Annotated in this window: 21 protein-coding genes; 5 read left to right on the top strand and 16 right to left on the bottom strand. The window is 56.9% G+C overall.

Going from position 1 to position 22022, the window contains the following annotated elements:
- Positions 1-92 precede the first annotated feature (92 nt).
- The 13 genes from QOY30_RS17720 to QOY30_RS17660 all read right to left on the bottom strand — a co-directional run bounded on the left by QOY30_RS17720 (position 93) and on the right by QOY30_RS17660 (position 14095).
- A complete protein-coding gene (locus QOY30_RS17720; protein ID WP_283745938.1) occupies positions 93-560 on the bottom strand; it encodes a hypothetical protein in 468 nt (155 codons plus the stop codon).
- A 75-nt stretch (positions 561-635) separates the two neighbouring features.
- Complete coding sequence (locus QOY30_RS17715) at positions 636-1895, bottom strand: AmpG family muropeptide MFS transporter (protein WP_283745937.1); 1260 nt, start codon at positions 1893-1895, stop codon at positions 636-638.
- A gap of 3 nt (positions 1896-1898) precedes the next feature.
- Complete coding sequence (gene metW / locus QOY30_RS17710) at positions 1899-2501, bottom strand: methionine biosynthesis protein MetW (protein ID WP_283745936.1); 603 nt, start codon at positions 2499-2501, stop codon at positions 1899-1901.
- A complete protein-coding gene (gene metX / locus QOY30_RS17705; protein WP_283745935.1) occupies positions 2498-3631 on the bottom strand; it encodes a homoserine O-succinyltransferase MetX in 1134 nt (377 codons plus the stop codon). Before metX ends, metW begins: the two co-directional genes overlap by 4 nt.
- A gap of 200 nt (positions 3632-3831) precedes the next feature.
- The gene (gene hemB / locus QOY30_RS17700) at positions 3832-4833 is read right to left on the bottom strand and encodes a porphobilinogen synthase (protein ID WP_283745934.1); all 1002 of its coding nucleotides are present in this window, start codon (positions 4831-4833) and stop codon (positions 3832-3834) included.
- 276 nt (positions 4834-5109) lie between these two features.
- Positions 5110-5724 carry a ribosome biogenesis GTP-binding protein YihA/YsxC gene (gene yihA, locus QOY30_RS17695; RefSeq protein ID WP_283745933.1) on the bottom strand — a complete coding sequence of 205 codons (615 nt, stop codon included), beginning with the start codon at positions 5722-5724 and terminating at the stop codon, positions 5110-5112.
- 145 nt (positions 5725-5869) lie between these two features.
- Positions 5870-7153, bottom strand: a complete 1284-nt coding sequence (gene hemL, locus QOY30_RS17690) for a glutamate-1-semialdehyde 2,1-aminomutase (RefSeq protein WP_283746087.1) — start codon at positions 7151-7153, stop codon at positions 5870-5872.
- 21 nt (positions 7154-7174) lie between these two features.
- A complete protein-coding gene (thiE, locus tag QOY30_RS17685; RefSeq protein ID WP_283745932.1) occupies positions 7175-7807 on the bottom strand; it encodes a thiamine phosphate synthase in 633 nt (210 codons plus the stop codon).
- Positions 7808-7886: 79 nt separating this feature from the next.
- Positions 7887-8726: a bifunctional hydroxymethylpyrimidine kinase/phosphomethylpyrimidine kinase gene (gene thiD, locus QOY30_RS17680; protein ID WP_283745931.1), complete on the bottom strand. Its 840-nt coding sequence runs from the start codon at positions 8724-8726 to the stop codon at positions 7887-7889.
- A gap of 56 nt (positions 8727-8782) precedes the next feature.
- Positions 8783-9559, bottom strand: coding sequence for a 16S rRNA (adenine(1518)-N(6)/adenine(1519)-N(6))-dimethyltransferase RsmA (rsmA, locus tag QOY30_RS17675; protein ID WP_283745930.1), 777 nt, complete (start codon positions 9557-9559; stop codon positions 8783-8785).
- A complete protein-coding gene (gene pdxA, locus QOY30_RS17670) occupies positions 9546-10517 on the bottom strand; it encodes a 4-hydroxythreonine-4-phosphate dehydrogenase PdxA (RefSeq protein ID WP_283745929.1) in 972 nt (323 codons plus the stop codon). The genes rsmA and pdxA overlap by 14 nt, the downstream gene beginning before the upstream one ends.
- The gene (locus QOY30_RS17665) at positions 10517-11821 is read right to left on the bottom strand and encodes a peptidylprolyl isomerase (RefSeq protein WP_283746086.1); all 1305 of its coding nucleotides are present in this window, start codon (positions 11819-11821) and stop codon (positions 10517-10519) included. The genes pdxA and QOY30_RS17665 overlap by 1 nt, the downstream gene beginning before the upstream one ends.
- A 24-nt stretch (positions 11822-11845) precedes the next feature.
- On the bottom strand, positions 11846-14095 hold the full coding sequence (locus QOY30_RS17660; protein WP_283745928.1) for an LPS-assembly protein LptD: 2250 nt from the start codon (positions 14093-14095) through the stop codon (positions 11846-11848).
- A 61-nt stretch (positions 14096-14156) separates the two neighbouring features.
- On the opposite strand from QOY30_RS17660, the gene QOY30_RS17655 reads away from it, so the two are divergent.
- From QOY30_RS17655 to QOY30_RS17635, 5 genes are all read left to right on the top strand, one after another.
- A complete protein-coding gene (locus QOY30_RS17655; RefSeq protein WP_283745927.1) occupies positions 14157-15155 on the top strand; it encodes an aminoglycoside phosphotransferase family protein in 999 nt (332 codons plus the stop codon).
- Positions 15156-15254: 99 nt separating this feature from the next.
- Positions 15255-15977, top strand: coding sequence for an N-acetylmuramate alpha-1-phosphate uridylyltransferase MurU (gene murU / locus QOY30_RS17650; RefSeq protein WP_283746085.1), 723 nt, complete (start codon positions 15255-15257; stop codon positions 15975-15977).
- Positions 15970-17274 (top strand): aminopeptidase P N-terminal domain-containing protein, encoded by a 1305-nt coding sequence (locus QOY30_RS17645; RefSeq protein WP_283745926.1) that lies wholly within the window; start codon positions 15970-15972, stop codon positions 17272-17274. Before murU ends, QOY30_RS17645 begins: the two co-directional genes overlap by 8 nt.
- Positions 17267-18427 carry an FAD-dependent monooxygenase gene (locus tag QOY30_RS17640; protein WP_283745925.1) on the top strand — a complete coding sequence of 387 codons (1161 nt, stop codon included), beginning with the start codon at positions 17267-17269 and terminating at the stop codon, positions 18425-18427. The genes QOY30_RS17645 and QOY30_RS17640 overlap by 8 nt, the downstream gene beginning before the upstream one ends.
- Positions 18427-19335, top strand: a complete 909-nt coding sequence (locus QOY30_RS17635) for an adenylate/guanylate cyclase domain-containing protein (RefSeq protein WP_283745924.1) — start codon at positions 18427-18429, stop codon at positions 19333-19335. Before QOY30_RS17640 ends, QOY30_RS17635 begins: the two co-directional genes overlap by 1 nt.
- Positions 19336-19363: 28 nt before the next feature.
- Here the strand turns inward: QOY30_RS17635 and QOY30_RS17630 are convergent, their stop codons facing one another.
- The 3 genes from QOY30_RS17630 to QOY30_RS17620 are packed head-to-tail and all read right to left on the bottom strand — an operon-like array spanning position 19364 to position 21975.
- Positions 19364-20215, bottom strand: coding sequence for a PhzF family phenazine biosynthesis protein (locus tag QOY30_RS17630; RefSeq protein WP_283745923.1), 852 nt, complete (start codon positions 20213-20215; stop codon positions 19364-19366).
- The gene (mpl, locus tag QOY30_RS17625) at positions 20212-21630 is read right to left on the bottom strand and encodes a UDP-N-acetylmuramate:L-alanyl-gamma-D-glutamyl-meso-diaminopimelate ligase (RefSeq protein WP_283745922.1); all 1419 of its coding nucleotides are present in this window, start codon (positions 21628-21630) and stop codon (positions 20212-20214) included. The genes QOY30_RS17630 and mpl overlap by 4 nt, the downstream gene beginning before the upstream one ends.
- Positions 21631-21675: 45 nt before the next feature.
- The gene (locus tag QOY30_RS17620; RefSeq protein WP_283745921.1) at positions 21676-21975 is read right to left on the bottom strand and encodes a DMT family protein; all 300 of its coding nucleotides are present in this window, start codon (positions 21973-21975) and stop codon (positions 21676-21678) included.
- Positions 21976-22022 lie beyond the last annotated feature (47 nt).

Here is a 22022-nt window from a genome sequence, read left to right as displayed (position 1 = left end):
TACGCGCTCAGACAGTCCTCGCCGAAATCCCCTGACCAGCCTGCGCTACTCGGCGGCGCACAGGGGAAGACAAGCGGTGCAATGCGCTACGCTTATTGCACCCTACGCTGGCTAATTACAGCAGCGATAGCCCTAGGGAGTCGGAAAAGCTGCGGCCCAATGAGGTGACCACGATAGTTTGTGAATTCATTGGCCAATTTGTATAGCTCTTCTGACGTGACTGCACGAGTGGGAACGTTTGGCCTTCCAGATTGAACGTAGTCTGTCTTATCGAAACCGGCATAAATGCGACCATGAATAACAGCATTTCTGTCTTCGAATAAACCAATTCCTGCTCGAAGTACGCCGGGTAGTTTTACTAATTCTTCGCTTTCAAGACGCTCAACAATTTGAGCTGCATGCTCTAGCTTGCGACTAATTTGCCAACGTTGAATTTTCTCGTCAAATGGATGGATAGGAGAAAGTAAACGAAGAATGTCATCAACGTCTTCTTCGACCCAAGCTGAGTACATGGAGATGAAGCCGAGACCCCGAACAATGTCACCATCGTCTTGCACCATAGCTTGGCTCCTAGCTAAAAGTGGACACCTTAAAATGCATTAGCAGCGATACCTTTAAGAAACATTAACTGGACGTCAATTTGATGCATTCCTTGATGCTTCATTCCACGGCGCAACCTTGAACAACAACAGCATCCCCGGTATCGCCAGCAGCGCGCACAAAAAGAAAAAATTCATCCATCCCATCGTCTCGACCAGCCACCCTGTGGCCGCATTGGCAAAAGTACGCGGCATTGCCATCAGGCTGGTAAACAGGGCGAATTGGGTTGCAGTGTAGGCCGGGTGGGTGGTGCGCGCCATGAACGCGACGAAGGCCACTGTGCCCAGCCCCACCCCCAATGCTTCCATCCCGATGACCAGCGCCAACTGGGCACGTTCGATCCCACTGATCTCGGCGTGATGGCCGACCGAAGCCAGCCAGGCGAAGCCGAAGATGGATACCACCTGGACCACCCCGAACAGCCATAACGCGCGGTTGATGCCAATCTTGACCATCCAGAGCCCGCCCAGCAAACCGCCGATGATGGACGGCCATAGTCCTGCATTCTTGGCGATCAGGCCGATATCGGATTTGGAAAAGCCCATGTCGAGGTAGAAGGGCGTTGCCAGGGCGGTGCACATGCTGTCACCGAGTTTGTAGAACAATAAAAATGTGAGGATGAGCAGCGCGCTCTTCCAGCCTTGGCGGGTGATGAATTCGTGGAAAGGCTCAACGACGGCTTCGCGCAGGGTTTTGGGCGGTGAGGCCCGGTGCGGTTCCTTTACCATCATCGTCATGGCCATGCCGGGCAGCATGAAAAGCGCGGTGATGATGAACACCATGCTCCACGGCAGATGATCGGCAAGAATGAGCGAAAGTGAACCGGGCACCAACCCGGCGATGCGGTATGCATTGACGTGGATCGCGTTGCCCAGGCCCAGCTCGGCATCACTTAAGAGTTCGCGGCGATAGGCGTCGAGCACGATATCCTGCGTGGCGCTCAGCACGGCAAGCAGTGTCGCCACCCATGCGATTGCAACAAGATCGGTGGTCGGCGAGAAACCACCCAGGGAAGCGATCACAGCCAGCAGGCCGATCTGGGTCAGCAGCATCCAGCCACGCCGCCGTCCCAGCATCGGTGCCGCGTAGCGGTCCAGCAAAGGCGACCATAGAAACTTCCATGTATAGGGAAACTGAATCAGCGCGAACAGGCCTATGGTTTTCAGGTCGACTTGTTCGCTACGCAGCCACGCAGGCAAAAGATTGAACAGCAGGAACAGAGGCAGGCCGGAAGAAAATCCCGTGAAAACGCAGATGAGCATGCGCTTCGTAAAGAGTTGCTCCCAAACAGTCATGGATCAAGCGTCGAGACGGAAGCGATACACCGCGGTGCTCCCGAGCAGGTTAGGCATTGCATGAACGTTCCTGCCGCCTGCCATTACATGCCGTCCGAGTACACGAATATGCAAGTGCGCACAAAGAAATTCGAAATCGTCCAGCGTGCACAGGTGAACGTTGGGCGTGTCATACCACTGGTACGGCAATTCGTCCGAAACCGGCATGTTGCCCAGCAACACCTGCAAACGGTTTTTCCAATAGCCGAAATTGGGGAAGCTGACGATGCCTTCGCGTCCCACGCGCACGATTTCATTCATTAAGGCCTCGGTGTGGCGCGTTGCCTGCAATGTCTGCGACAGGATGACGAAATCGAATGACTGGTTTTCGAAATCGGCAATGCCGGATTCAAGGTCACTCTGGATCACATTGACGTTGTTGGCGATACAGGCAGCAATGTTGGCGTCGCTGATTTCCACACCGTAACCCTGCACCTCGCGCGTTTCGCGCAGGTAACGCAACAGGCTACCGTCGCCGCAGCCGAGGTCGAGTACGGACGAACCTTGAGGTATCCAGGCCGCGATGGCCGCGAAGTCAGGACGCGATTCGATGATAGAGCTATTCATGCAGCCCCTTCCCGCGCTACGCGATCCAGATAATTGCGCATCACCGAGAAATACTGTTCGTCATCCATCAGGAATGAATCGTGACCGTGTTGTGAAGAGATCTCCGCATAGCTCACATCCAGCTTGTTGTGCAGCAGCGCATGTACGATCTCGCGCGACCGCCCCGGTGAAAAGCGCCAGTCGGTGGTGAACGACACTACGAGGAATTTTGCCCTCGCCGCGGCAAATGCGCGATTCAGGTCACCGTCGAGTTCGCGCGCCGGATCGAAATAGTCCAGCGCCTTGGTCATCAGCAGATAAGTGTTGGCATCGAAATACGCAGCGAACTTGTCACCCTGGTAGCGCAGGTAAGACTCGATCTGGAACTCGATATCGAAGTTGAAATTCAGTTTTCCCGAGCGCAGCTCACGCCCGAATTTATCTGCCATCGCATCGTCGGAAAGATAGGTTATATGTCCGAGCATGCGCGCCAGGCGCAGGCCGCGAGTGGGTACTACGCCATGCTGGTAGAAATCGCCGCTGTGAAAATCCGGATCGGTCAGGATGGCGCTGCGCGCGACGTCATTGAAGGCGATGTTTTGCGCGGTGAGATGAGGCGCCGAAGCGATGGCCAGTACATGCCGCACGCGCTCGGGATAAGACAATGCCCACTGCATCGCCTGCATGCCGCCGAGACTACCGCCGATCACGGCAGCGAATTGAGTGATACCGAGTAGCGTGGCAAGGCGCGCCTGGGACTCCACCCAGTCTTCTACCGTGATGACAGGGAAATTCGCGCCATACGGTTTGCCGGTCTGGGGCTCTATGCTGGAAGGGCCGGTCGAACCGTGACAGCCACCGAGGTTGTTCAGCGCGATGACGAAAAATTTCTTGGTGTCGATGGGCTTGCCCGGTCCCACCATGTTGTCCCACCAGCCGACGTTCTTCTCGTTGTCGGCGTAGAACCCGGCGACATGATGATGGCCGGACAGTGCGTGGCAGATCAGGACCGCATTCGATTTGTCGGCATTCAATGTGCCGTAAGTCTCATACACCAGTTCATAGCGCGACAGCACCGCACCGCTCTTGAATGTGAGCGGTGTATCAAAGAATGCGCGCTGTGCGCTGACGATGCCAACCGAAGCGTTCAATGGAACCCCAAAAAGAAAACCCGCGCAGCTTGGGCTAGAGCGGGTCTCCTCGCTTTAGCTGGTATATTTAACGTGCCCCGCAAGCTGAACTCAAATCGGCACATGGCTAAAGTGTCAGTGTTTTGCTGTATCGTGTCAACCCCAGCGACTGCGCGGGGTTTGGAGGTACGGGATAAGAATCACGATGCGCTACCGAACAGTCATTCTTTCAACCATCTCGCTGCATCCAGCGCAAAATAAGTCAGTATCCCGTCTGCCCCCGCACGCTTGAACGCCAGCAACGCTTCCAGTACGCAGGCTTCCTCGTTCAGCCAGCCGTTCTGGGCTGCGGCTTTCAACATGGCATATTCGCCGCTCACCTGATAGACGAAAGTAGGTGCCTTGAATTCGTCTTTCACACGTCGCACGATATCAAGGTAAGGCATGCCCGGTTTGACCATCACCATGTCCGCGCCTTCCTGCAGATCAAGGCCGACTTCCCATAGTGCTTCGTCGGAGTTGGCAGGATCCATCTGGTAGGTGTACTTGTTGCCCTTGCCCAGATTGCCGCTGGAGCCGACCGCATCTCGGAACGGGCCATAGAAGCTGGAAGCATATTTGGCGGAATACGCCATGATGCGGGTGTAGATGTGATTATGTGCATCCAGCGCCGCGCGTATCGCACCGATCCGTCCGTCCATCATGTCCGATGGGGCAACGATGTCGGCACCGGCAGCTGCATGGGATTGCGCCTGCTTCGCCAGCACTTCCACGGTCTCGTCATTCAGGACATAACCGCTGTCGTCGATCAGGCCATCCTGACCATGAGTGGTATAGGGATCAAGCGCGACGTCGGTCATCACGCCCAATTCCGGAAAATTTTTCTTCAGCGCGGCAACTACGCGCGGTACAAGACCATTAGGATTATAGGCCTCGCGCGCATCCAGGCTTTTCAACGGCGCATCGATGACCGGAAAAATAGCCATGACCGGAACGCCCAGCTTCATGCATTGCTCCGCATCCTTGATCAACAAATCCAGTGTCTTTCGTTGTACGCCCGGCATGGACTTGACGTCCTCGGCCTTGTTGCTGCCTTCAAGTACAAAGACCGGATAGATGAAATCTTTCGGAGTGAGTATATGCTCTCGCATCAGGTCGCGTGAAAACGCGTCACGGCGCATGCGGCGCATTCTGCTTTGGGGAAATTGTCCGAGTGTTTGCATGGTTATTCCTAAAATTAACAAAATTTCCGGAACTATTTTCGCACAGTCCCGTCTGACTCTCCGAGTAGCGAAAGCTGCTTCCCGTTTCTCCTCCCTGAGCGGGCGTCTTTACCCTGTAAAGACTTTTGATGCCCCTGACCTCCCCCTTTGGTTCAGGGGCGTTTTTTTACCCATAAAATCCAAATGGCGTCGCCATACGGCGTTGCCCTCGCAAAACCTTGCTTGCATACTTAGTGTATGCGGCGCGGCGGCTTTTCTCCAGGCGCCTTGTCTGGCTTAGCCATTTGAATTTTCTGAATCTGCGGCGAACCAGCTCGCGATTACCGCCTCCGCCTCATCCGTGCCCAGTTTCTTAAGACTGGAAAACAATTGGGCTGTGCACTGCGGAAAATGTTCCTGCAAAAATTCTCTGACATCGCGCAGTGTTTGCGTGGATTGCTGGCGGCTCAGTTTGTCCGACTTGGTGAGCAGGATATGGATGGGTTTCCCGGTAGGGGCAAACCAGCCCAGCATGCCCTGGTCGCGCTCGGTCAGTGGATGCCGCGCATCCATGATGACTACCAAGCCACACAACTCATCGCGGGTTTGCAGGTACTCGCTCAACAATGCTTCCCAATGCGCCTGGACATCCGGCGGCACTTTGGCATAACCGTAACCGGGCAGGTCGACCAGGAATCTGTTTTCGCCAAGAGAAAAATAATTGAGGTGTTGTGTACGTCCCGGTGTCTTGCTGGTGTAGGCAAGACGCGTGTGGTTGGCCAGCGTATTGATGGCGCTCGACTTGCCTGCGTTGGAACGCCCGACGAACGCCACTTCCTTGCCGCCATGCCACGGCAAGTCCTTCATGTGATTGACGGTGGTAAAGAACTCCGCTTGTGAAAAAAGTCCCATTATGAGCGCACCAATAAATTCATTATTTGGGCGCACCGCGGCGTTGCACGGTGCTCGCTCTTTCGCCTACCTATCTGGTATGTCTCGGTCGCTGCGCGCCGTGCGCCTTGCGCTGCATCCCAAAATTCCGAATTTATTGGAGCGCTCATTTCCAGGCCGCGAAGATCTTGTCTGCCGCCGCGACGGTCGCCGCGATGTCGGCATCGGTGTGCGCAGCAGAAACGAAACCAGCCTCGAAAGCGGACGGCGCAAGGTAGTGGCCCGCGTCCAGCATGGCATGGAAGAAACGGTTGAACGCTTCCTTGTCGCCGGCCATCACTTCGGCATAGCTGGTCGGCACAGTCTTGCTGAAATACAAACCGAACATGCCGCCCACCGATTGTGCGCAGAACGGAACTCCGTGTTTTTTGGCTGCTTCAGTCAAACCCTCGGTAAGCTGCTTCGCAAGTTGCGACAAGCGTTCATAGAAACCGGGTGCCTGGACCAGCTTGAGCGTAGTCAGGCCTGCCGCGACTGCAACCGGATTGCCGGACAGCGTACCTGCCTGGTACACAGGCCCCAGCGGTGCCAGACATTGCATGATGTCGCGGCGTCCGCCGAACGCGGCGGCGGGCAAGCCTCCGCCCATCACTTTGCCCAGCGTGACCAAGTCGGGCTTGATGCCGTAATAGCCTTGCGCGCCCTGCAGGCTGACGCGGAAGCCGGTCATCACTTCGTCCAGGATCAACACGGCGCCGTATTTGGTGCAAAGGTTACGCAGCGCATCAAGGAATTCGCGCTTTGGCGCGATCAGATTCATGTTGCCTGCGACCGGCTCGACGATCACCGCAGCAATTTCCTTGCCCATTTCGGCAAACGTCTTTTCCAGTCCGGCTGCATCGTTGTAATCCAGTACAGTGGTCAGCGCGGCAATTTCGGCAGGCACGCCGGAAGAACTGGGTTGGCCGAACGTCAACGCCCCGGAGCCAGCCTTGACCAGCAGCCCGTCAGAGTGGCCGTGGTAACAACCTTCGAACTTGACGATGCGCGAGCGGCCGGTGAAACCGCGTGCCAGACGGATCGCCGTCATGGTGGCTTCGGTGCCGGAACTGACCAGACGCACCATTTCCAGGCTAGGCAGAAGCTTGCACAACAATTCGGCCATCTCCAGTTCGCTCGCGGTCGGTGCGCCGAAACCCAGGCCCTGGGCTGCTGCATCCTGCACTGCTTTAACGACTTCAGGATGGCAATGACCGGCGATCATCGGCCCCCAGGATCCGACGTAATCGGTATATTTCTTTCCGTCGGCATCCCATACGTAGGCACCCTGCCCGCGCTGGAAGAACAGTGGCGTGCCGCCCACGGAACGAAAGGCGCGCACCGGAGAATTCACGCCACCGGGGATGCGTAGTTGGGATTGCTCGAAAAGAGATTCGTTTTTGGAAGTCATGGGATTGTGAAAAGTCATTGCTTATGTCCTGCTGAAAAGTGTTGAAAATCCATGTGCGGCAAGTTCGATATCCGGTGCCTCAAACAGGGCGGTGATCACCGCCAATGCATCTGCACCGGCATTGATCAAGGCTGGGCCGTTGAGCTGCGTGATACCGCCGATAGCGACAATGGGCACGCTCAGCACGTCGCGAGCCGTTCGCAATAATTCTACGTCTGCTTTGACCGCACCGGGTTTGATACTCGAAGAAAAAAACGCGCCGAACGCCACATAATCCGCTCCTTGATGCACTGCTTCCTGCGCAAGCGAGGCGCGATTATAGCAAGACACACCGATGATCCTTTGCTTGCCCAACAGGGCGCGAGCTGCGGCAACACTGCCATCTTCGCCACCCAGGTGCACCCCGTCCGCGTCGACTTGTGCCGCAAGCCCCGCATCATCGTTCACGATGTAAATCGCACCAAATTCTTCGGTGAGTGCGCGCAAGGCCTGCGCCTGTCGCAATTTCAATGCGGTATCGGCGGATTTATTGCGGTATTGCAGCACCCGTGCACCGCCCTTCAAGGCCAAACGCACGCATAGCAACAACTCTTCTGTATCAGGGCGGTCCGGCGTGATGGCATAAAGGCCGCTAATGGTTTGCTGCAAGGTCAAACTGATCTCCGAACAACGAGTCTCACCTACATCTTCCCCGCCCACACCTTATCGGGGTTGTATTCGTTCAGTCCCGCCTTTAATGCCGGGTTTCGCTTTCATCTTCCGCGTCTTCGTCGCGCGCCCAGAACAGGCGATCCGGAATGTGTTGACCCATGCCGGGACGGAAACCGTATTTCAACGCTTCCCAAGTGTATTCCTGCGCTTCGTGCACGGCGTCTTCCATCGACAATCCGTTCGCCAGCAGTGCGGCGATCGCCGCGGCCAGGGTGCAGCCGGAGCCGTGATAGATGCCGGGCAGGCGCGGCCACGTGTCGCTGCGAACCAGACCGCGCTCGCCATACAGATTGTTGATCACCTTGGGCGTGTGCTCATGGGTGCCGGTGATCAACACATATTCGCAGCCCAGCCGCAGGATACGCTTGGCACACTCGGACAACTCCGGATCGTCGCCTTCATTTTCCTCATCAACGATGAGTCGGCGAGCTTCCATGCTGTTTGGCGTGAGGATAGTCGTCTGCGGCAACAGCAGTTCGCGCAGCGCATCCAGCATGTCTTCGTTCGCCAGTTCGTCGCCGCGGCCGGAAGCCAGCACCGGATCGAATACCAGCGGAATATCCGGATAATCCGAGATGATCTCCGCGATGACAGCGATGTTTTCCACGCTGCCCAGCAGCCCGATCTTGAACGCGGCGACGGGCATGTCTTCCAGCACTGTACGCGCCTGATCCGCCACCCAATCGGAATCCACGGGTTGCACATCATCGACGCCGCTGCTGTCCTGCACGGTGATGGCAGTGACTACAGACAGCGGGTGACAGCCCATGCTGGCGATGGTCAGGATGTCGGCCTGCATACCCGCCCCGCAACTGGGGTCGGTGGCGGCGAAGGTGAGAACGATGGGTGGAATGTCAGACATGATGGGACGCCGACTGGCTTGGATATGGTGAAGCGTGATTCTAACCGAAACCGGACTTATGCGCGCCCGCTCAACAGCCTGGTGATGCTGGCGAATTCCGCCACCCCCAGATTTTCGGCACGCAACTGCGCATCGATGCCGAGTTGCGCGAAGTCCGCTTCGCCCAGACGGCTCTTGAGCGTGTTGCGCAAGGTCTTGCGCCGCTGGCCGAAGGCCGCAGATACGACTTTGGCGAACAGGGCTTCGTCTTTCACCGTGATCTTGTCGGCGGGTATCGGAATCATGCGCACGATGGCGGAATCGACCTTGGGTGCAGGGCGGAACGATTCCGGCGGCACGTCGATCAGCTTTTCCATATAGAAGCGGTATTGCAGCATCACCGACAGCCGTCCGTATTCCGGCGTCGAAGGTGCGGCAACCATACGTTCCACGACCTCGTTCTGGAGCATGAAATGCATATCGGTGATGCGTGCCGCGTAGTCGGAAAAATGGAACAGCAGCGGCGAAGAGATGTTGTACGGCAGATTGCCGACGATACGCAAGGGTGCGGGAAGCCCGGCGAAATCGAATTTCAATGCATCGCCTTCGTGAATGACGATCTTGTCCTGCGGATAATCTGTTTTCAGGCGGGCGATGATATCGCGGTCGATCTCTACCACATGCAGTGTATTCAACAGCTTCAACAGCGGCCTTGTCAGTGCGCCAAGTCCGGGGCCGATCTCCACCATGTTGTCGTCGGCTTTGGGGCGGATCGCACGGATGATATCGGCAATGATCTGCTCGTCGACCAGGAAGTTCTGGCCAAACTTCTTTTTGGCCTTATGCGCGCTCATTGTGCGCCATTTCCGAAGCGACCCTGATCGCCTCAAGCAGGCTACCCGCTTCAGCTTTGCCCGTGCCCGCCAGTTCCAATGCGGTGCCGTGATCGACCGAGGTACGGATGAAAGGCAGCCCCAGTGTGATGTTTACCCCGCCGCCGAAGCTGGCGTGCTTGAGTACGGGCAGCCCCTGATCGTGATACATCGTCAGTACGGCATCGCACTCCTGCAAACGGTGTTGGGCAAACAGGGTGTCGGCAGGCAAAGGCGCGCTGACATTCATGCCTTCGGCACGCAGCCTGTTCAAAACAGGGATCATCACATCAATTTCTTCGCGTCCGAGGTATCCGTCTTCTCCGGCATGAGGATTGAGTCCCGCGACCAGGATGCGGGGTTGAGCGATGCCAAATCGGAATTGCAGATCGTGTTGCAGGATGCGCAGCACACTTTCGAGCAATGGCGCAGTGATGGCATCCGCCACCTCCCGCAACGGCAGGTGCGTTGTCACCAGCGCAACACGCATGCCCCCGCCGGCCAGCATCATCACCACTTGCGGAGTGTGAGACTGTTCGGCAAGAAATTCCGTATGTCCGGTGAAGGCGAAGCCCGCATCGTTGATGACACTCTTGTGCACGGGTGCAGTGACCATACCCGCAAATTCACCCGACATGCAGCCCTGCACTGCACGGCGCAGGGTTTCCAGCACATAAGTGCTGTTTGCCGGATCAAGCTTTCCGGCCTGAGCGGAGTGAACCAGGGGAATGTGCAGTACGCTGAGTTTGCCGGACAGGTGGGGCATGGCAGCAGTGTGGTCATGCAGCTGAAGGTCGATACCAAGTTCAGCAGCACGCTGTTGCAACAACGACTTGTCGGCAATGATCACCAGCGGTTGTTCATGCCGCGCCAGTTGCACGCACAGATCGGGGCCTATACCGGCAGGTTCGCCCGCAGTGATGGCGAGAGGTCGCTGCATTACTTCGATTCGTTGTGATACTCGACAAAAGCGCGGTCACGCAACTGGCGCAACCAGTCCTGATATGCTTCATCCGACTTGAAAGTGCGGATGGCATTGCGTGCACGCAAACGCTTCTGTTCGACACTTACATCGGTATTGCGGCGCTCCAGTACCTGAATCAGGTGCCAGCCGAAACCCGTTTGCACCAGACCGCTGATCTGACCGACCTTCAATGCATCCATTGCGCTTTCGAACTCGGGTACGGTTTCGCCGGGAGATAGCCAGCCCAAATCGCCGCCCTGGGAGGCACTGCCGTCGTCGGAATGCAGTCGCGCTTCCTCGGCAAAATCGGCTCCTTTGTCGATGCGCTGCTTGATTTCCTGCAAGCGGCTCTTTGCTTCGTTCTCGGAAACCAGCTCACTGGTCTTGATGAGAATGTGTCGAGCATGCGTTTGCGTGACAACGACGGCTGCATCCTTGTTGCGCCGGTCCAGCAATTTAATGATATGGAAACCGCTCGGGCTGCGCAGGACATCACTTACATCGCCGGGCTTCATCTTGGCCAAAGCATCGGCAAACATGGGTGGCATACGATCGGCCGGACGCCAGCCGAGTTCACCGCCCTTCAGCGCATCCTGGGCATCCGAATAGCCGGCCGCAACCTGCGCGAACGAAGCGCCGCCGCGCAACTTGGCAAGGGCCTGCTCTGCACGGCCGCGATAGTTCTGAATCTTGTCCGCACTGGCTTGTTCGGGAACGACCACAAGAATGTGGGCGAGCAGCAATTCATCGCCCTTTCCTTCCTGGCGCTCCTGATTGCTCAGATAATTGTCGACGTCGTTTTCGCTGATGACCAGCTTGCTGTCGACTTCCCTTTCGCGCAGGCGTACCGAGATGATTTCGTTGCGTATCTCTTCGCGAAATTCATTGAAATTTGTGCCATCCTGTTCCAGTTTTGCGCGAAAAGCGGCCACCGTGGCAAACTTGTTCTGCTGCGCGATGCGCAGGATGGTTTTGTCCAGTTGGGCATCGTCGATACGCAAACCGCTTTCCTTGGCAAACTGCGAAAGCAACATCTCGGTGATCATGCGTTCGAGAACTTGCCTTTCCAGTACGCTTTTGTCGGGCAGTGCGGTCTTTTGGCTTTGCAACATCTTTGACACACTGACGACGCGCTTTTCCAGCTCGAGGTGAGTAATAACATCGTCGTTTACGATGACTTCGATACTGTCGAGGGGAACGCCCTGCTTTTGCGATTCTGTTGCAGATGCAAACGCTGCAAAAGCAAACAGAATTAAGGCGAATATTTTTTTGCTCAAAATTTTCTCTTTCGTTTATTTTTCGACTCAACGCAGGCCCGGGTCAGGCTGAGCGGCAGGCAGACTGTTCATCTTGGTGTAACCGGGCACACTGAGGCGCAATGCATCCAGCGGATCGGAGCCGATGCGTACCAGATCGTTCAACTCAAGTTGTATGAAGATACCGGTGGCTTTAACATTGATAGCTGTCACGACACTTTGCGCAACGAACCGCATCGTCCAGCAAGCCTGATTATACTCAAGCCCGAACAGCGACTCCACAGGACTTTTATCAATCAGTGAATAGCTCCAGCTCGCCACACCAAGCCAGTGGCCGAATAGCGGCCATTCGGTGGAGATATCCGCCTGGCGCAGGGCGTAGGGCAAGCCAGTATTCAGGGCCAGGGCTTGACTTGTGTAACGGTAACCGAGATTCAATACCTTGCCGGGTTCCGGTTTGTAGTTCGCCGTCACGTTATACATCATGGTTTCCGACTGATTGGGGTTGTATTCGTAAAGGCTATTCATTGTCCAGGCTTTGGACAGCCTTCCGCCCAAGCCCGCCAGAATATCCGAACGGGCAGCGTTTTCCGTAGGCGCATACATGTACACCTGAGGTGTCTTGAAACTGAAGCGCTCTCCCAGCATTACGCGCAAACGCTCTGTGCCTCCCTCGTTATCGATCAGGCGCGAAGTCATTGCCATGGATACTGCATTGGCATCACCCACGCGATCGCTGCCAAAAAAGCGGTTTTCGGTGAATAGCTGCCCAAAGGTAAGCGGAGCCACTGCCGAGTCGAAAACAGGCAACTGGCTCTGGTCCCGATAGGGAATGTAGGTATAAAAAAGACGGGGTTCGAGGGTTTGCAAATAACTGCCGCCGAAAAGAGAAGGCAAGTCGCGTTCTAAAGTCATGCCGCTGTCCACGCTGAAGATGGGCAGGGCGCGCGATGCATCCGGCAATGCCGATGTATTGTTCGCGCCCATTTTGTATTGCGTATAGTGCAGACCCAGTTTTGGCGTCAGGTAATAACCGAGTTCGTCTATCAGCGGGTAGCTTACGGAAGGGTTGAGCACCAGACGCTCTCCGTTGACCAAAGTGTCGTGGTGAAAGTCATCATATTCGCTGGCAAGACGGACATTGGCGTCACCCAAATTCTCTTGCCCATTCAGAAGCAATTGCGGTTGACGCCTGTAAGGTGGCACGACCGGTGCGAGAGGATCTTGCAGGGTCTGGAAGCTTTGCACCCGCGCTACGGCCGCCCACGGACCGGTGTTATAGGTCAACGCGTTGTCACGCATCAGAATGGTTTGCGAGGTACCCATTACTGTAGTAGCGAGGTCGCGAAAATAATTATCGTCCGATACTCTGCTGACATCCATGGCATAGCCAAAACCGTCACCCAGATTTTGGGTGTGTTTCATCGACAGAAAGGAACGTGAAGTGCCGGTCAAGTGGTCATTCGCTAACTCTTCATAATGTAATTGTCCGGAATAGCTTGGCTCCAGGTAACGGAACTCGCTATTGTATTGCGTGCCGCGCTTGGCGATCCATCGCGGCGTAAGAGTCGCATCCGCGTTAGGTGCCAAGTTCCAGTAATAAGGCAGGGAAAGTTCCGTACCGCCTGTGCTGGTGCTGCCGAAACTGGGTGCCAGGAAACCCGAGCGGCGACTGTCGTTCAGGGCAAAGTCCATCCACGGTGTATAGAGTACGGGCACGCCTTTGAAATCCACCACTGTTTGATGTGCAACTCCGATTTGCGTCGTGCGATCGATATCCAGTTGATTGGCATTCAGCAACCAATCGTCGTTTCCGGCCGGGCACGTCGTAAAAGTCGTATTATCAAAAGAGTAGCTCTTTTTCCCGAGGATATGCATTGTTTCTGCCGCGCCGCGCGCGTGATTATCGGGAAACTCGAACTGCGGTTGACTCATCTCGCCCAGGTCGGTGGCAAGGTTCAACTTCAATACGGGTCCTGTGGCAATAACACCGGGTTGTTCGAGTCGCACCGCGCCTTCAGCGAGTACATCCTTGCTGACTTGTCCATAAATCAGATGGTTGGCGCTCACAATCTGTCCGTTCTGGCGCAATTCGACATCGCCGCTCGCCTCTATCTGATCGTCCTTTTTGGCTTCCACATGTTGCGCATTGATGAATGCGGCTGCACCTTCTACTTCGACCGGATGCCGCTTGAACGTGCGATCCAGCTTCAATTGCAATGCCGTATCTTCGGCATGGCCGAGTAGGGGAAACAGTCCTAGTACAAGAATCGCAACGGGGGAAAAGCGAAAAGGCATGGTGCGGGGCAAATATATTTAAGGTGCTAAAATCGCACAAAACCATCATTAAGGCAATCAAATGCAGCGTCAAAAACAGCTAATTGACTGGCTTTCCAGCCTGTACCCGAATCAAACCTTCACGATTGCCCCCGCTTCTGCCGATGCCAGCTTCCGCCGCTACTTCCGTGCCACGTTCGCTGACGGAACAACCAGGGTCGCAATGGATGCACCACCGCAACATGAAGATTGCCGGCCGTTCCTGCATGTGGGCAAATTGTTCGAGGACGCGGGCACGCATGTGCCGCATGTCTATGCGCAAGACCTGAAGCAGGGGTTCCTGTTACTGTCCGATCTCGGCAACACGACTTATCTGCAAGCATTGACGCAGGAGAGCGCAACCCGGCTTTACGGTGCAGCGACCGACGCGTTGATCCAAATCCAATTGGCTTCACGCGAGAACGAACTGCCACTTTATGACGAGGCGCTATTGCGCCGCGAGTTGAACCTGTTTCCTGAATGGTACATTTCCAGGCATCTGGGTGTGACGCTTAGTGCAAAACAACAAGCCAAACTGGAAGAAGTATTTGCCCGCATACTTGCAAATAACCTTGCACAACCAAGCGTGTATGTGCACCGCGACTATCATTCTCGCAACTTGATGCTGATTGAAAAGAACAACCCCGGCATCCTGGATTTTCAGGACGCGGTATTTGGCCCCATCACCTACGACCTTGCCTCCCTGTTCAAGGATGCCTACATCCGTTGGGAAGAAGAAGAGATCATGCATTGGATCATTCTCTACTGGGAGAAGGCACGTAAAGCCGGTTTGCCGGTGCGCGAAGATTTCGGCGAGTTCTACCGCGACTACGAAATGATGGGTGTCCAGCGCCACATCAAGGTACTCGGCATCTTCGCGCGGCTGTATCACCGCGACGGCAAGGATGGCTACCTGAAGGACATGCCGTTGGTGATGGACTATTTGCGCCTAGCGTGCGAGCGCTACATCGATCTCAAACCGCTTCTTAACATTCTGATCGAACTGGAAATGCAGGCGCATCAAACGGGAGCCTCCATTTAATGCTGAGCTTCTCCCCCTATCCAAATCCCCCTCGCTGCGCTCTCCCCCTGCGCAAGCGGGAGAAAGAGCAATCGTGAAAGGCGTAACCCCTTGATCGCGATGATCCTTGCAGCCGGCCGCGGCGAACGGATGCGCCCGCTCACCGACCACACGCCCAAACCCCTGTTGCAGGCAGGAGGCAAGCCGCTCATCGTGTGGCATATCGAGCGGCTGGTCCGCGCGGGTATCAGTGACCTCGTTATCAATCACGCTCACCTTGGCGTACAGATCGAGCAGGCATTGGGCGACGGCAGCGAGTTTGGGGCAAACATCCGTTATTCGGATGAAGGCACCGCGCTGGAAACGGCGGGCGGCATCGCGTTCGCCTTGCCCCTGCTGGGGAGCGAGCCCTTTGCGGTCGTCAACGGCGATATCTATTGCGATTACGATTTTTCGCGGCTTCTTGCGCGCGCCGAGCAGATGCGGTGCAGCCAGGACACAGTGCATCTGGTGCTGGTGGATAACCCGGAACACAACGCCAAGGGTGATTTCATCCTGCAGGGAAACCGCGTCATCCCCGAATATCCTGCCGAATCCGGTATCCCGAATCCGGCATCCCGAATCCTGACTTTCAGCGGCATCGGCCTGTATCGGCCTTCGCTGTTTTCCCATATGAAGCGCGGGGTCAAAGCGCCGCTGGCACCTTTGTTGCGCGAGCAAATTGTGCTGGACAGGGTCAGCGGCGAGCATCATCGCGGCATGTGGGTCGATGTGGGAACGCCGCAACGGCTGGATGAACTCGACAAGCAGCTGCGCGCACCGCAGAATGGTCGCCATGACTGACTTCTCTCATTTCCCCGAACGCCGCAAACGCCTGCAAACACAGATGCAGCAGGGTATTGCCATTATTCCCACCGCGCCCGAAGTGGCGCGCAATGCGGACACGCATTACGACTATCGCCACGATAGCCACTTTTATTACCTGACAGGCTTTACCGAACCGGAAGCCGTGCTGGTTCTGATCGCAGGCGACAAGATGCAGACCATACTGTTTTGCCGCGAAAAGAACGCGGAACGCGAGGTCTGGGATGGCTTCCGTTACGGTCCGGACGGGGCGAGTGAGAAATTTGGCTTCGACGCTGCTTATCCCATCGCGCAGCTGGACGAGAAGCTGGTCGAGCTGATGGGCAACCAGCCTGTGCTGTATTACCCGGTCGGTGCGGACACCGGCTGGGATGCGCGCATCATCAAGTTGCGCGAAGCCGTGAAAGCGAAAGCGCGCAGCGGCATCCGGGCGCCAAGCGAAATCCGCGACGTGCGCGAACCGATCAACGAAATGCGCCTGATCAAGGACAAGCACGAACAGGACATCATGCATCGTGCCGCTAGGATATCCTGCGGCGCACATCGCCGTGCCATGCGCTTCACCCGTCCGGGTCGGCACGAATACGAAGTGGAGGCCGAGCTGCTGCATGAGTTCTGCCGCCATGGCGCGCGCCATCCGGCCTACACCAGCATCGTCGCGGGAGGTGCGAATGCCTGCACGCTGCACTACGTGGGCAATAGCGCTCGCCTCAACGACGGCGACCTGCTGCTGATCGATGCGGGTTGTGAGCTCGACGGCTATGCTTCCGACATCACGCGCACCTTTCCGGTGAACGGCAAGTTCAGCGCCGCCCAGAAAGACGTGTACGAGATCGTGCTTGCCGCACAGGCCGCCGCCATCTCCGCCGCGATACCCGGCAAGCTGTGGAATGCACCGCATGAAGCCGCACTGCGTGTGCTGGCGCAAGGGTTCATCGACCTGAAGCTCTGCCAGGGCTCGGTAGAATCGGTGCTGGAAACCGAAAGCTACAAACAGTTCTACATGCACCGCACCGGGCACTGGCTGGGCATGGACGTACATGACGTCGGCGAATACAAAATAGGGGAGCAATGGCGGCCCCTGCAACCCGGCATGATGCTTACCGTCGAACCCGGCTGTTATATCCGCCCGGGCGACAGCGTGCCGCGCGGCCTGTGGAACATCGGCATCCGCATCGAGGACGACGTGCTCATCACGGCGAAAGGCAATGAAGTGATCACGCAGGATGCACCGAAGTCCGTCGGCGATATCGAAGAGGCGATGCGCCATGAATGAGAACAGGTGCGATGTCGCGATCATAGGCGGCGGCCCTGTCGGCGCTGCGCTGGCGATTGTCCTGCAGGGCAACGATCTGAACGTGGTATTGCTCGAAGCGCGCGAATCTGAGATCAACACCACCGACCCGCGCGCATTGGCATTGTCGTACGGCACGCGCCTGTTGCTGCAGCGGCTGGGCGCGTGGAACAGGATACAGAACGTCAGCGGCATCAAGACCATCGAAGTCACCCAGAAGAATTCACCCGGCCATACCACCATGCATGCCGACGAGATGCAGGTGTCGGAGATGGGTTATGTCCTGCCATACACCGCGCTGCATGCCGCTTTGCAGGAAGTCCTGCACAACGCGGACATTACCTGCCTCTATGGAGCCACGGTGAGCGATCTGGGCAGCACGAACGAAAACACCGTCATCACTTATCAGTACCAGGGACAGCCGCGCACGCTCACCGCGCGTCTTGCTGTCGTCGCCGAGGGCGGCAAGTTACTGGAAGCATCGCACCCGCCGCAGGTGCAGGATTACGGTCAAAGCGGCGTGATCGCCCATGTCACCAGTTCGCAGCCTGCCTGCGGCAAGGCGTTCGAACATTTCACCCCGCAGGGCCCGATGGCGTTGCTGCCGTATCTGGACGGTTACGAACTGGTCCTGACGGCCTCTCATGACAAGGCGCAAGAGATGCTGACCTGGGACGACCGGACGTTCCTGCAAAACCTGCAGGAACATTTCGGCGACCGCGTCGGTACGTTCCTCAGCGTCGGCAAACGCAGCTGCTACCCCTTGCGCCTGAAGCGCGCACCTGACATCACGTTTCCCCATACTGTGCTTATCGGCAATGCCGCACAGACCCTGCATCCGGTGGCAGGACAGGGTTTCAACATGGGTATTCGCGACGCGTGGGAACTGGCGCAGGCCATACTCGACAGCGCGCCGGAAAACATCGGTTCGGCAGCGATGTGTGCCGCATACCGCAAATCGCGCCGCATCGACCGCAATGCGGGCATCCGCTTCACCGACGGTCTCGTGCGCCTGTTCTCAAATGACTTGCCGCTGCTGGGACATGTACGCTCTGCCGCACTGACGCTGCTGGATTGCCTGCCACCGGTCAAAAAATTCGTGGCAAAGAGGATGATGTTCGGCGCAAACGGCTAATGAATACAGAGCAGCAAAAATCACAACTTTCGATTCTGTTTGCTGACATCAGTGGCAGTACCGCGCTTTACGACAAGTTCGGAAATGAACTGGCACTGCATCTGGTCTCGCGCACGCTGGATGTCCTGAAACAGGAAATGGCCAGGCATCAGGGCACATTGATCAAGACCATAGGCGACGAGATCATGTGCACATTTGCCAGTGTCACCGCTGCGGTGAATGCCGCGCGCGATATGCAGATGGCAATGGAAGAACAAGATCCCGTCAACGGACAGCATATCAATGTGCGCATCGGCGTGCATTGCGGCGATGTTATCCGGGAATCGGGAGATATATTCGGCGATGCCGTCAATGTCGCCGCACGCGTCACTGCGATCACCAGAGCCAGGCAGATACTGACGACCCAGACCGTGGTGGATCAGTTGTCGCAGGAACTGCGCAAGAAAGCCCGTCCAGTCATGCGCGGCGAACTTCGCGGCAAGGAAGGTACGCTCTCCATCTTTCAGATCATCTGGGAAAAAGACGATACGATGAGCACGCGCATCGGTATGTCGGCATTCCGCAAACCCGCTGAAGCGCTAAGCCGGCATGAATTGCTCTTGCGCCATCGCCAGCAAGTATTGACGATCAACGAGAAGGCAAGGAGCGCGTTATTGGGGCGTGACGAAACCTGCAACCTCATGATTCAGAGCAAACTGGCATCACGCCAGCATGCACTCATCGAATACAACTTCGGTAAATTTCTGCTTACAGATCACAGTGCAAACGGCACATACATTCGTTTCAGTGACGGACAAGTCATCCAACTCAATCACCAGAAGATCGTACTGCATGGTGCCGGGCAGATCAGTCTCGGCCAGTCGTTTTCGGAAACGCCCGTCGAAGTGGTTGAATATATCCTGCAGTGACCAGCCAAACGGGCCGGTCGACCAGCACTTACAGGCCGATCTGCCCGCGTCCAAGTTCGATCACCAAACCCGAAACAAAAATCCGCCCGCGCGGCTCTACCCGCAAACCCAGTAACGACGGGCGTCCCACGGCAGCACCCTGATGGATTATTTGCCGGAAAGGGAGTGCCACGCCAGTGGCAACGAACCATCCGCCGAGATTGGCGCAGGCAGAACCGGTGGCCGGATCCTCTGCGATCGAGCGCGTTTTGGGAAAGAAGAAGCGCGAGACAATTTCGCCGGCATCATTCGTCGTCCACACATAGGACATGCTTGCGCCGCGGATGGGCGAGAAAGCGTGTTGCGCCATCAGTTTGATATCCGGTGAAGCGCGCTCGACGGCTGCGACGGAACGCAACGGGATGATCAACTGTTCGCTGCCGGTATCGATCCACAACGGCCGTTCGCCGATATCTGCAACCTCGAGCCCCAGCATCCGGGCCAACTCGGCATGCGTAGCCTCGATGGGGCGTGTCCTGGCCGCATTGGCCTGCAGTTCCCAGCGGTTGCCCTGGGCTGCGACCGGGATGATGCCTGCCTTCATCTCCAGCGTGAGGCTGTCGCCGGCATGGTTGAGCGAACGCACGACCTGTGCCGTGCCCAGCGTGGGATGTCCGGCGAACGGCATTTCGAAGGAAGGGGTGTAGATGCGAACCCGCGCATTAGCGCGCTCGCTGGGGAAAATGAACGTCGTCTCCGACAGGTTCATCTGCCGCGCGATCGCCTGCATCTGTTCGTCGGTCAGGCCATGGGCATCTTCAAAAACCGCGAGCGGGTTGCCGGAGAAGGGATCGTCGGCGATGGCAAACACATTGAGCAGGCGAAAAGTGTAAGAGTTCACTGCGCCAGTCGTTTCAACAGTTTTTCGTGTATCCCGCCGAAGCCGCCGTTGCTCATCACCAGAATTTGGTCGCCGGATTTTGCCGCGTCAGCGATGGCTTCAATCAACTGGTCCAGGTCATCCTTGACCACGGCCTTGCCGCCGAGCGGGGCGAGCGAAGCGGCAGCATCCCAGCCTAGGTTTGCGCCGTAGCAGAACACCAGGTCGGCATCTTTCAGGCTGCCGGGCAGGGCATTCTTCATCACGCCCAGCTTCATGGTGTTGGAGCGCGGTTCCAGCACGGCGAGGATGCGCGCCGTGCCGACTTTGTGGCGCAGCCCGGCGACAGTGGTGTCGATGGCCGTGGGGTGATGCGCGAAGTCGTCATACACGGTGATGCCGTTGACTGTGCCGCGAACTTCCATGCGGCGCTTTACGTTCTTGAATCCGTTGAGTGCTGCCAAGCCTTGTGCGACGGGAACACCGGCATGGCGTGAAGCGGCCAGCGCGGCGAGTGCATTCATGCGGTTGTGTTCGCCCATCAGGTCCCACTTCAATGCGCCCTGCACCTTGCCGTTGAAACTCACTATATTGTCTTCGTCAATCTGCCAACCTTGCGCCGATACTCCCTCTCCCCCCGGGAGAGGGTTGGGGTGAGGGAGAGTCCCGAACTTTTCCACCGGCGTCCAGCAGCCGCGCTTGATCACGCGTCCCAAAGATTCCTCGCGCCCGTTGCTCACCACCAGCCCGTTGCCCGGCACGGTGCGCACCAGATGGTGGAACTGCGTCTCGATGGCCGCCAGGTCGGGGAAGATGTCGGCGTGGTCGAATTCGAGGTTGTTCAGGATCGCGGTGCGCGGGTGGTAGTGCACGAACTTGGAACGCTTGTCGAAGAAGGCGGTGTCGTATTCATCCGCTTCAATCACGAAGAAACCTCCATGACCCCCTCTCCCACCGGGAGAGGGTTGGGGTGAGGGCAAGCGCGCCGAGATGCCGAAGTTCTGCGGCACGCCGCCGATCAGGAAGCCGGGATTCAATCCCGCATGTTCCAGTATCCACGCCAGCATCGACGTGGTGGTGGTTTTGCCATGTGTGCCCGCCACACCCAGCACCCACTTGTCGCGCAGCAAGGTATCGGCCAGCCATTGCGGGCCTGAGGCATACGGCAGATTGCGGTTGAGTATCTCTTCCATCAGCGGGTTGCCGCGCGATACCACGTTGCCGATCACGAACGCATCCGGCTTCAACTCCAGCTGTTCCACACCCCAGCCTTCGATGAGCTCGATGCCCTGGGCTTCGAGTTGCGTGCTCATCGGCGGATAGACGTTGGCGTCGCAACCGGTGACGCGATAGCCCGATTGCTTGGCGATGGCGGCGATGCCGCCCATGAAGGTGCCGCAGATACCGAGGATGTGGATGTGTTTCGTTTGGCTCATCGTCAATTCCAATTTAGTCACTCCGGCGCAGGCCGGAATGACGAGTTAAGTCCTAAAAATAAAATACACCGCACCCATCAGGCACAGCCCCGCATACAGATAATCCATCTTCAACGGCTGGTTCATGTACAGCACAGCGAACGGCACGAAGATGACCAGCGTGATGACCTCCTGCATGATCTTCAACTGCCCGAGACTGAGCTGGGTGTAGCCGATGCGGTTGGCGGGAACCTGGATCAGGTACTCGAACAGCGCGATGCCCCAGCTTGCCAGCGCCGCCACATACCAGGGCGAATGGGCGAAGTTCTTCAGGTGTCCGTACCATGCGTTATACGGCGTGTTCAATTACACTTGCCTTAAGTACTATTCTGACGTATTTTGCTGTTATACGA

Source organism: Sideroxydans sp. CL21, assembly GCF_902459525.1.
Classification (GTDB): Bacteria; Pseudomonadota; Gammaproteobacteria; order Burkholderiales; family Gallionellaceae; genus Sideroxyarcus.
This window is presented reverse-complemented; position numbering and strand designations above follow the sequence as displayed.

Excerpts from the sequence above, each read along its gene's own strand:
- QOY30_RS17720 (WP_283745938.1), bottom strand. The coding sequence starts at position 560 with ATGGTGCAAGACGATGGTGACATTGTTCGGGGTCTCGGCTTCATCTCC.
- QOY30_RS17715 (WP_283745937.1), bottom strand. The coding sequence starts at position 1,895 with ATGACTGTTTGGGAGCAACTCTTTACGAAGCGCATGCTCATCTGCGTT.
- metW (WP_283745936.1), bottom strand. The coding sequence starts at position 2,501 with ATGAATAGCTCTATCATCGAATCGCGTCCTGACTTCGCGGCCATCGCG.
- hemB (WP_283745934.1), bottom strand. The coding sequence starts at position 4,833 with ATGCAAACACTCGGACAATTTCCCCAAAGCAGAATGCGCCGCATGCGC.
- yihA (WP_283745933.1), bottom strand. The coding sequence starts at position 5,724 with ATGGGACTTTTTTCACAAGCGGAGTTCTTTACCACCGTCAATCACATG.
- hemL (WP_283746087.1), bottom strand. The coding sequence starts at position 7,153 with ATGACTTCCAAAAACGAATCTCTTTTCGAGCAATCCCAACTACGCATC.
- thiD (WP_283745931.1), bottom strand. The coding sequence starts at position 8,726 with ATGTCTGACATTCCACCCATCGTTCTCACCTTCGCCGCCACCGACCCC.
- rsmA (WP_283745930.1), bottom strand. The coding sequence starts at position 9,559 with ATGAGCGCGCATAAGGCCAAAAAGAAGTTTGGCCAGAACTTCCTGGTC.
- pdxA (WP_283745929.1), bottom strand. The coding sequence starts at position 10,517 with ATGCAGCGACCTCTCGCCATCACTGCGGGCGAACCTGCCGGTATAGGC.
- QOY30_RS17660 (WP_283745928.1), bottom strand. The coding sequence starts at position 14,095 with ATGCCTTTTCGCTTTTCCCCCGTTGCGATTCTTGTACTAGGACTGTTT.
- QOY30_RS17655 (WP_283745927.1), top strand. The coding sequence starts at position 14,157 with ATGCAGCGTCAAAAACAGCTAATTGACTGGCTTTCCAGCCTGTACCCG.
- murU (WP_283746085.1), top strand. The coding sequence starts at position 15,255 with ATGATCCTTGCAGCCGGCCGCGGCGAACGGATGCGCCCGCTCACCGAC.
- QOY30_RS17645 (WP_283745926.1), top strand. The coding sequence starts at position 15,970 with ATGACTGACTTCTCTCATTTCCCCGAACGCCGCAAACGCCTGCAAACA.
- QOY30_RS17640 (WP_283745925.1), top strand. The coding sequence starts at position 17,267 with ATGAATGAGAACAGGTGCGATGTCGCGATCATAGGCGGCGGCCCTGTC.
- QOY30_RS17635 (WP_283745924.1), top strand. The coding sequence starts at position 18,427 with ATGAATACAGAGCAGCAAAAATCACAACTTTCGATTCTGTTTGCTGAC.
- mpl (WP_283745922.1), bottom strand. The coding sequence starts at position 21,630 with ATGAGCCAAACGAAACACATCCACATCCTCGGTATCTGCGGCACCTTC.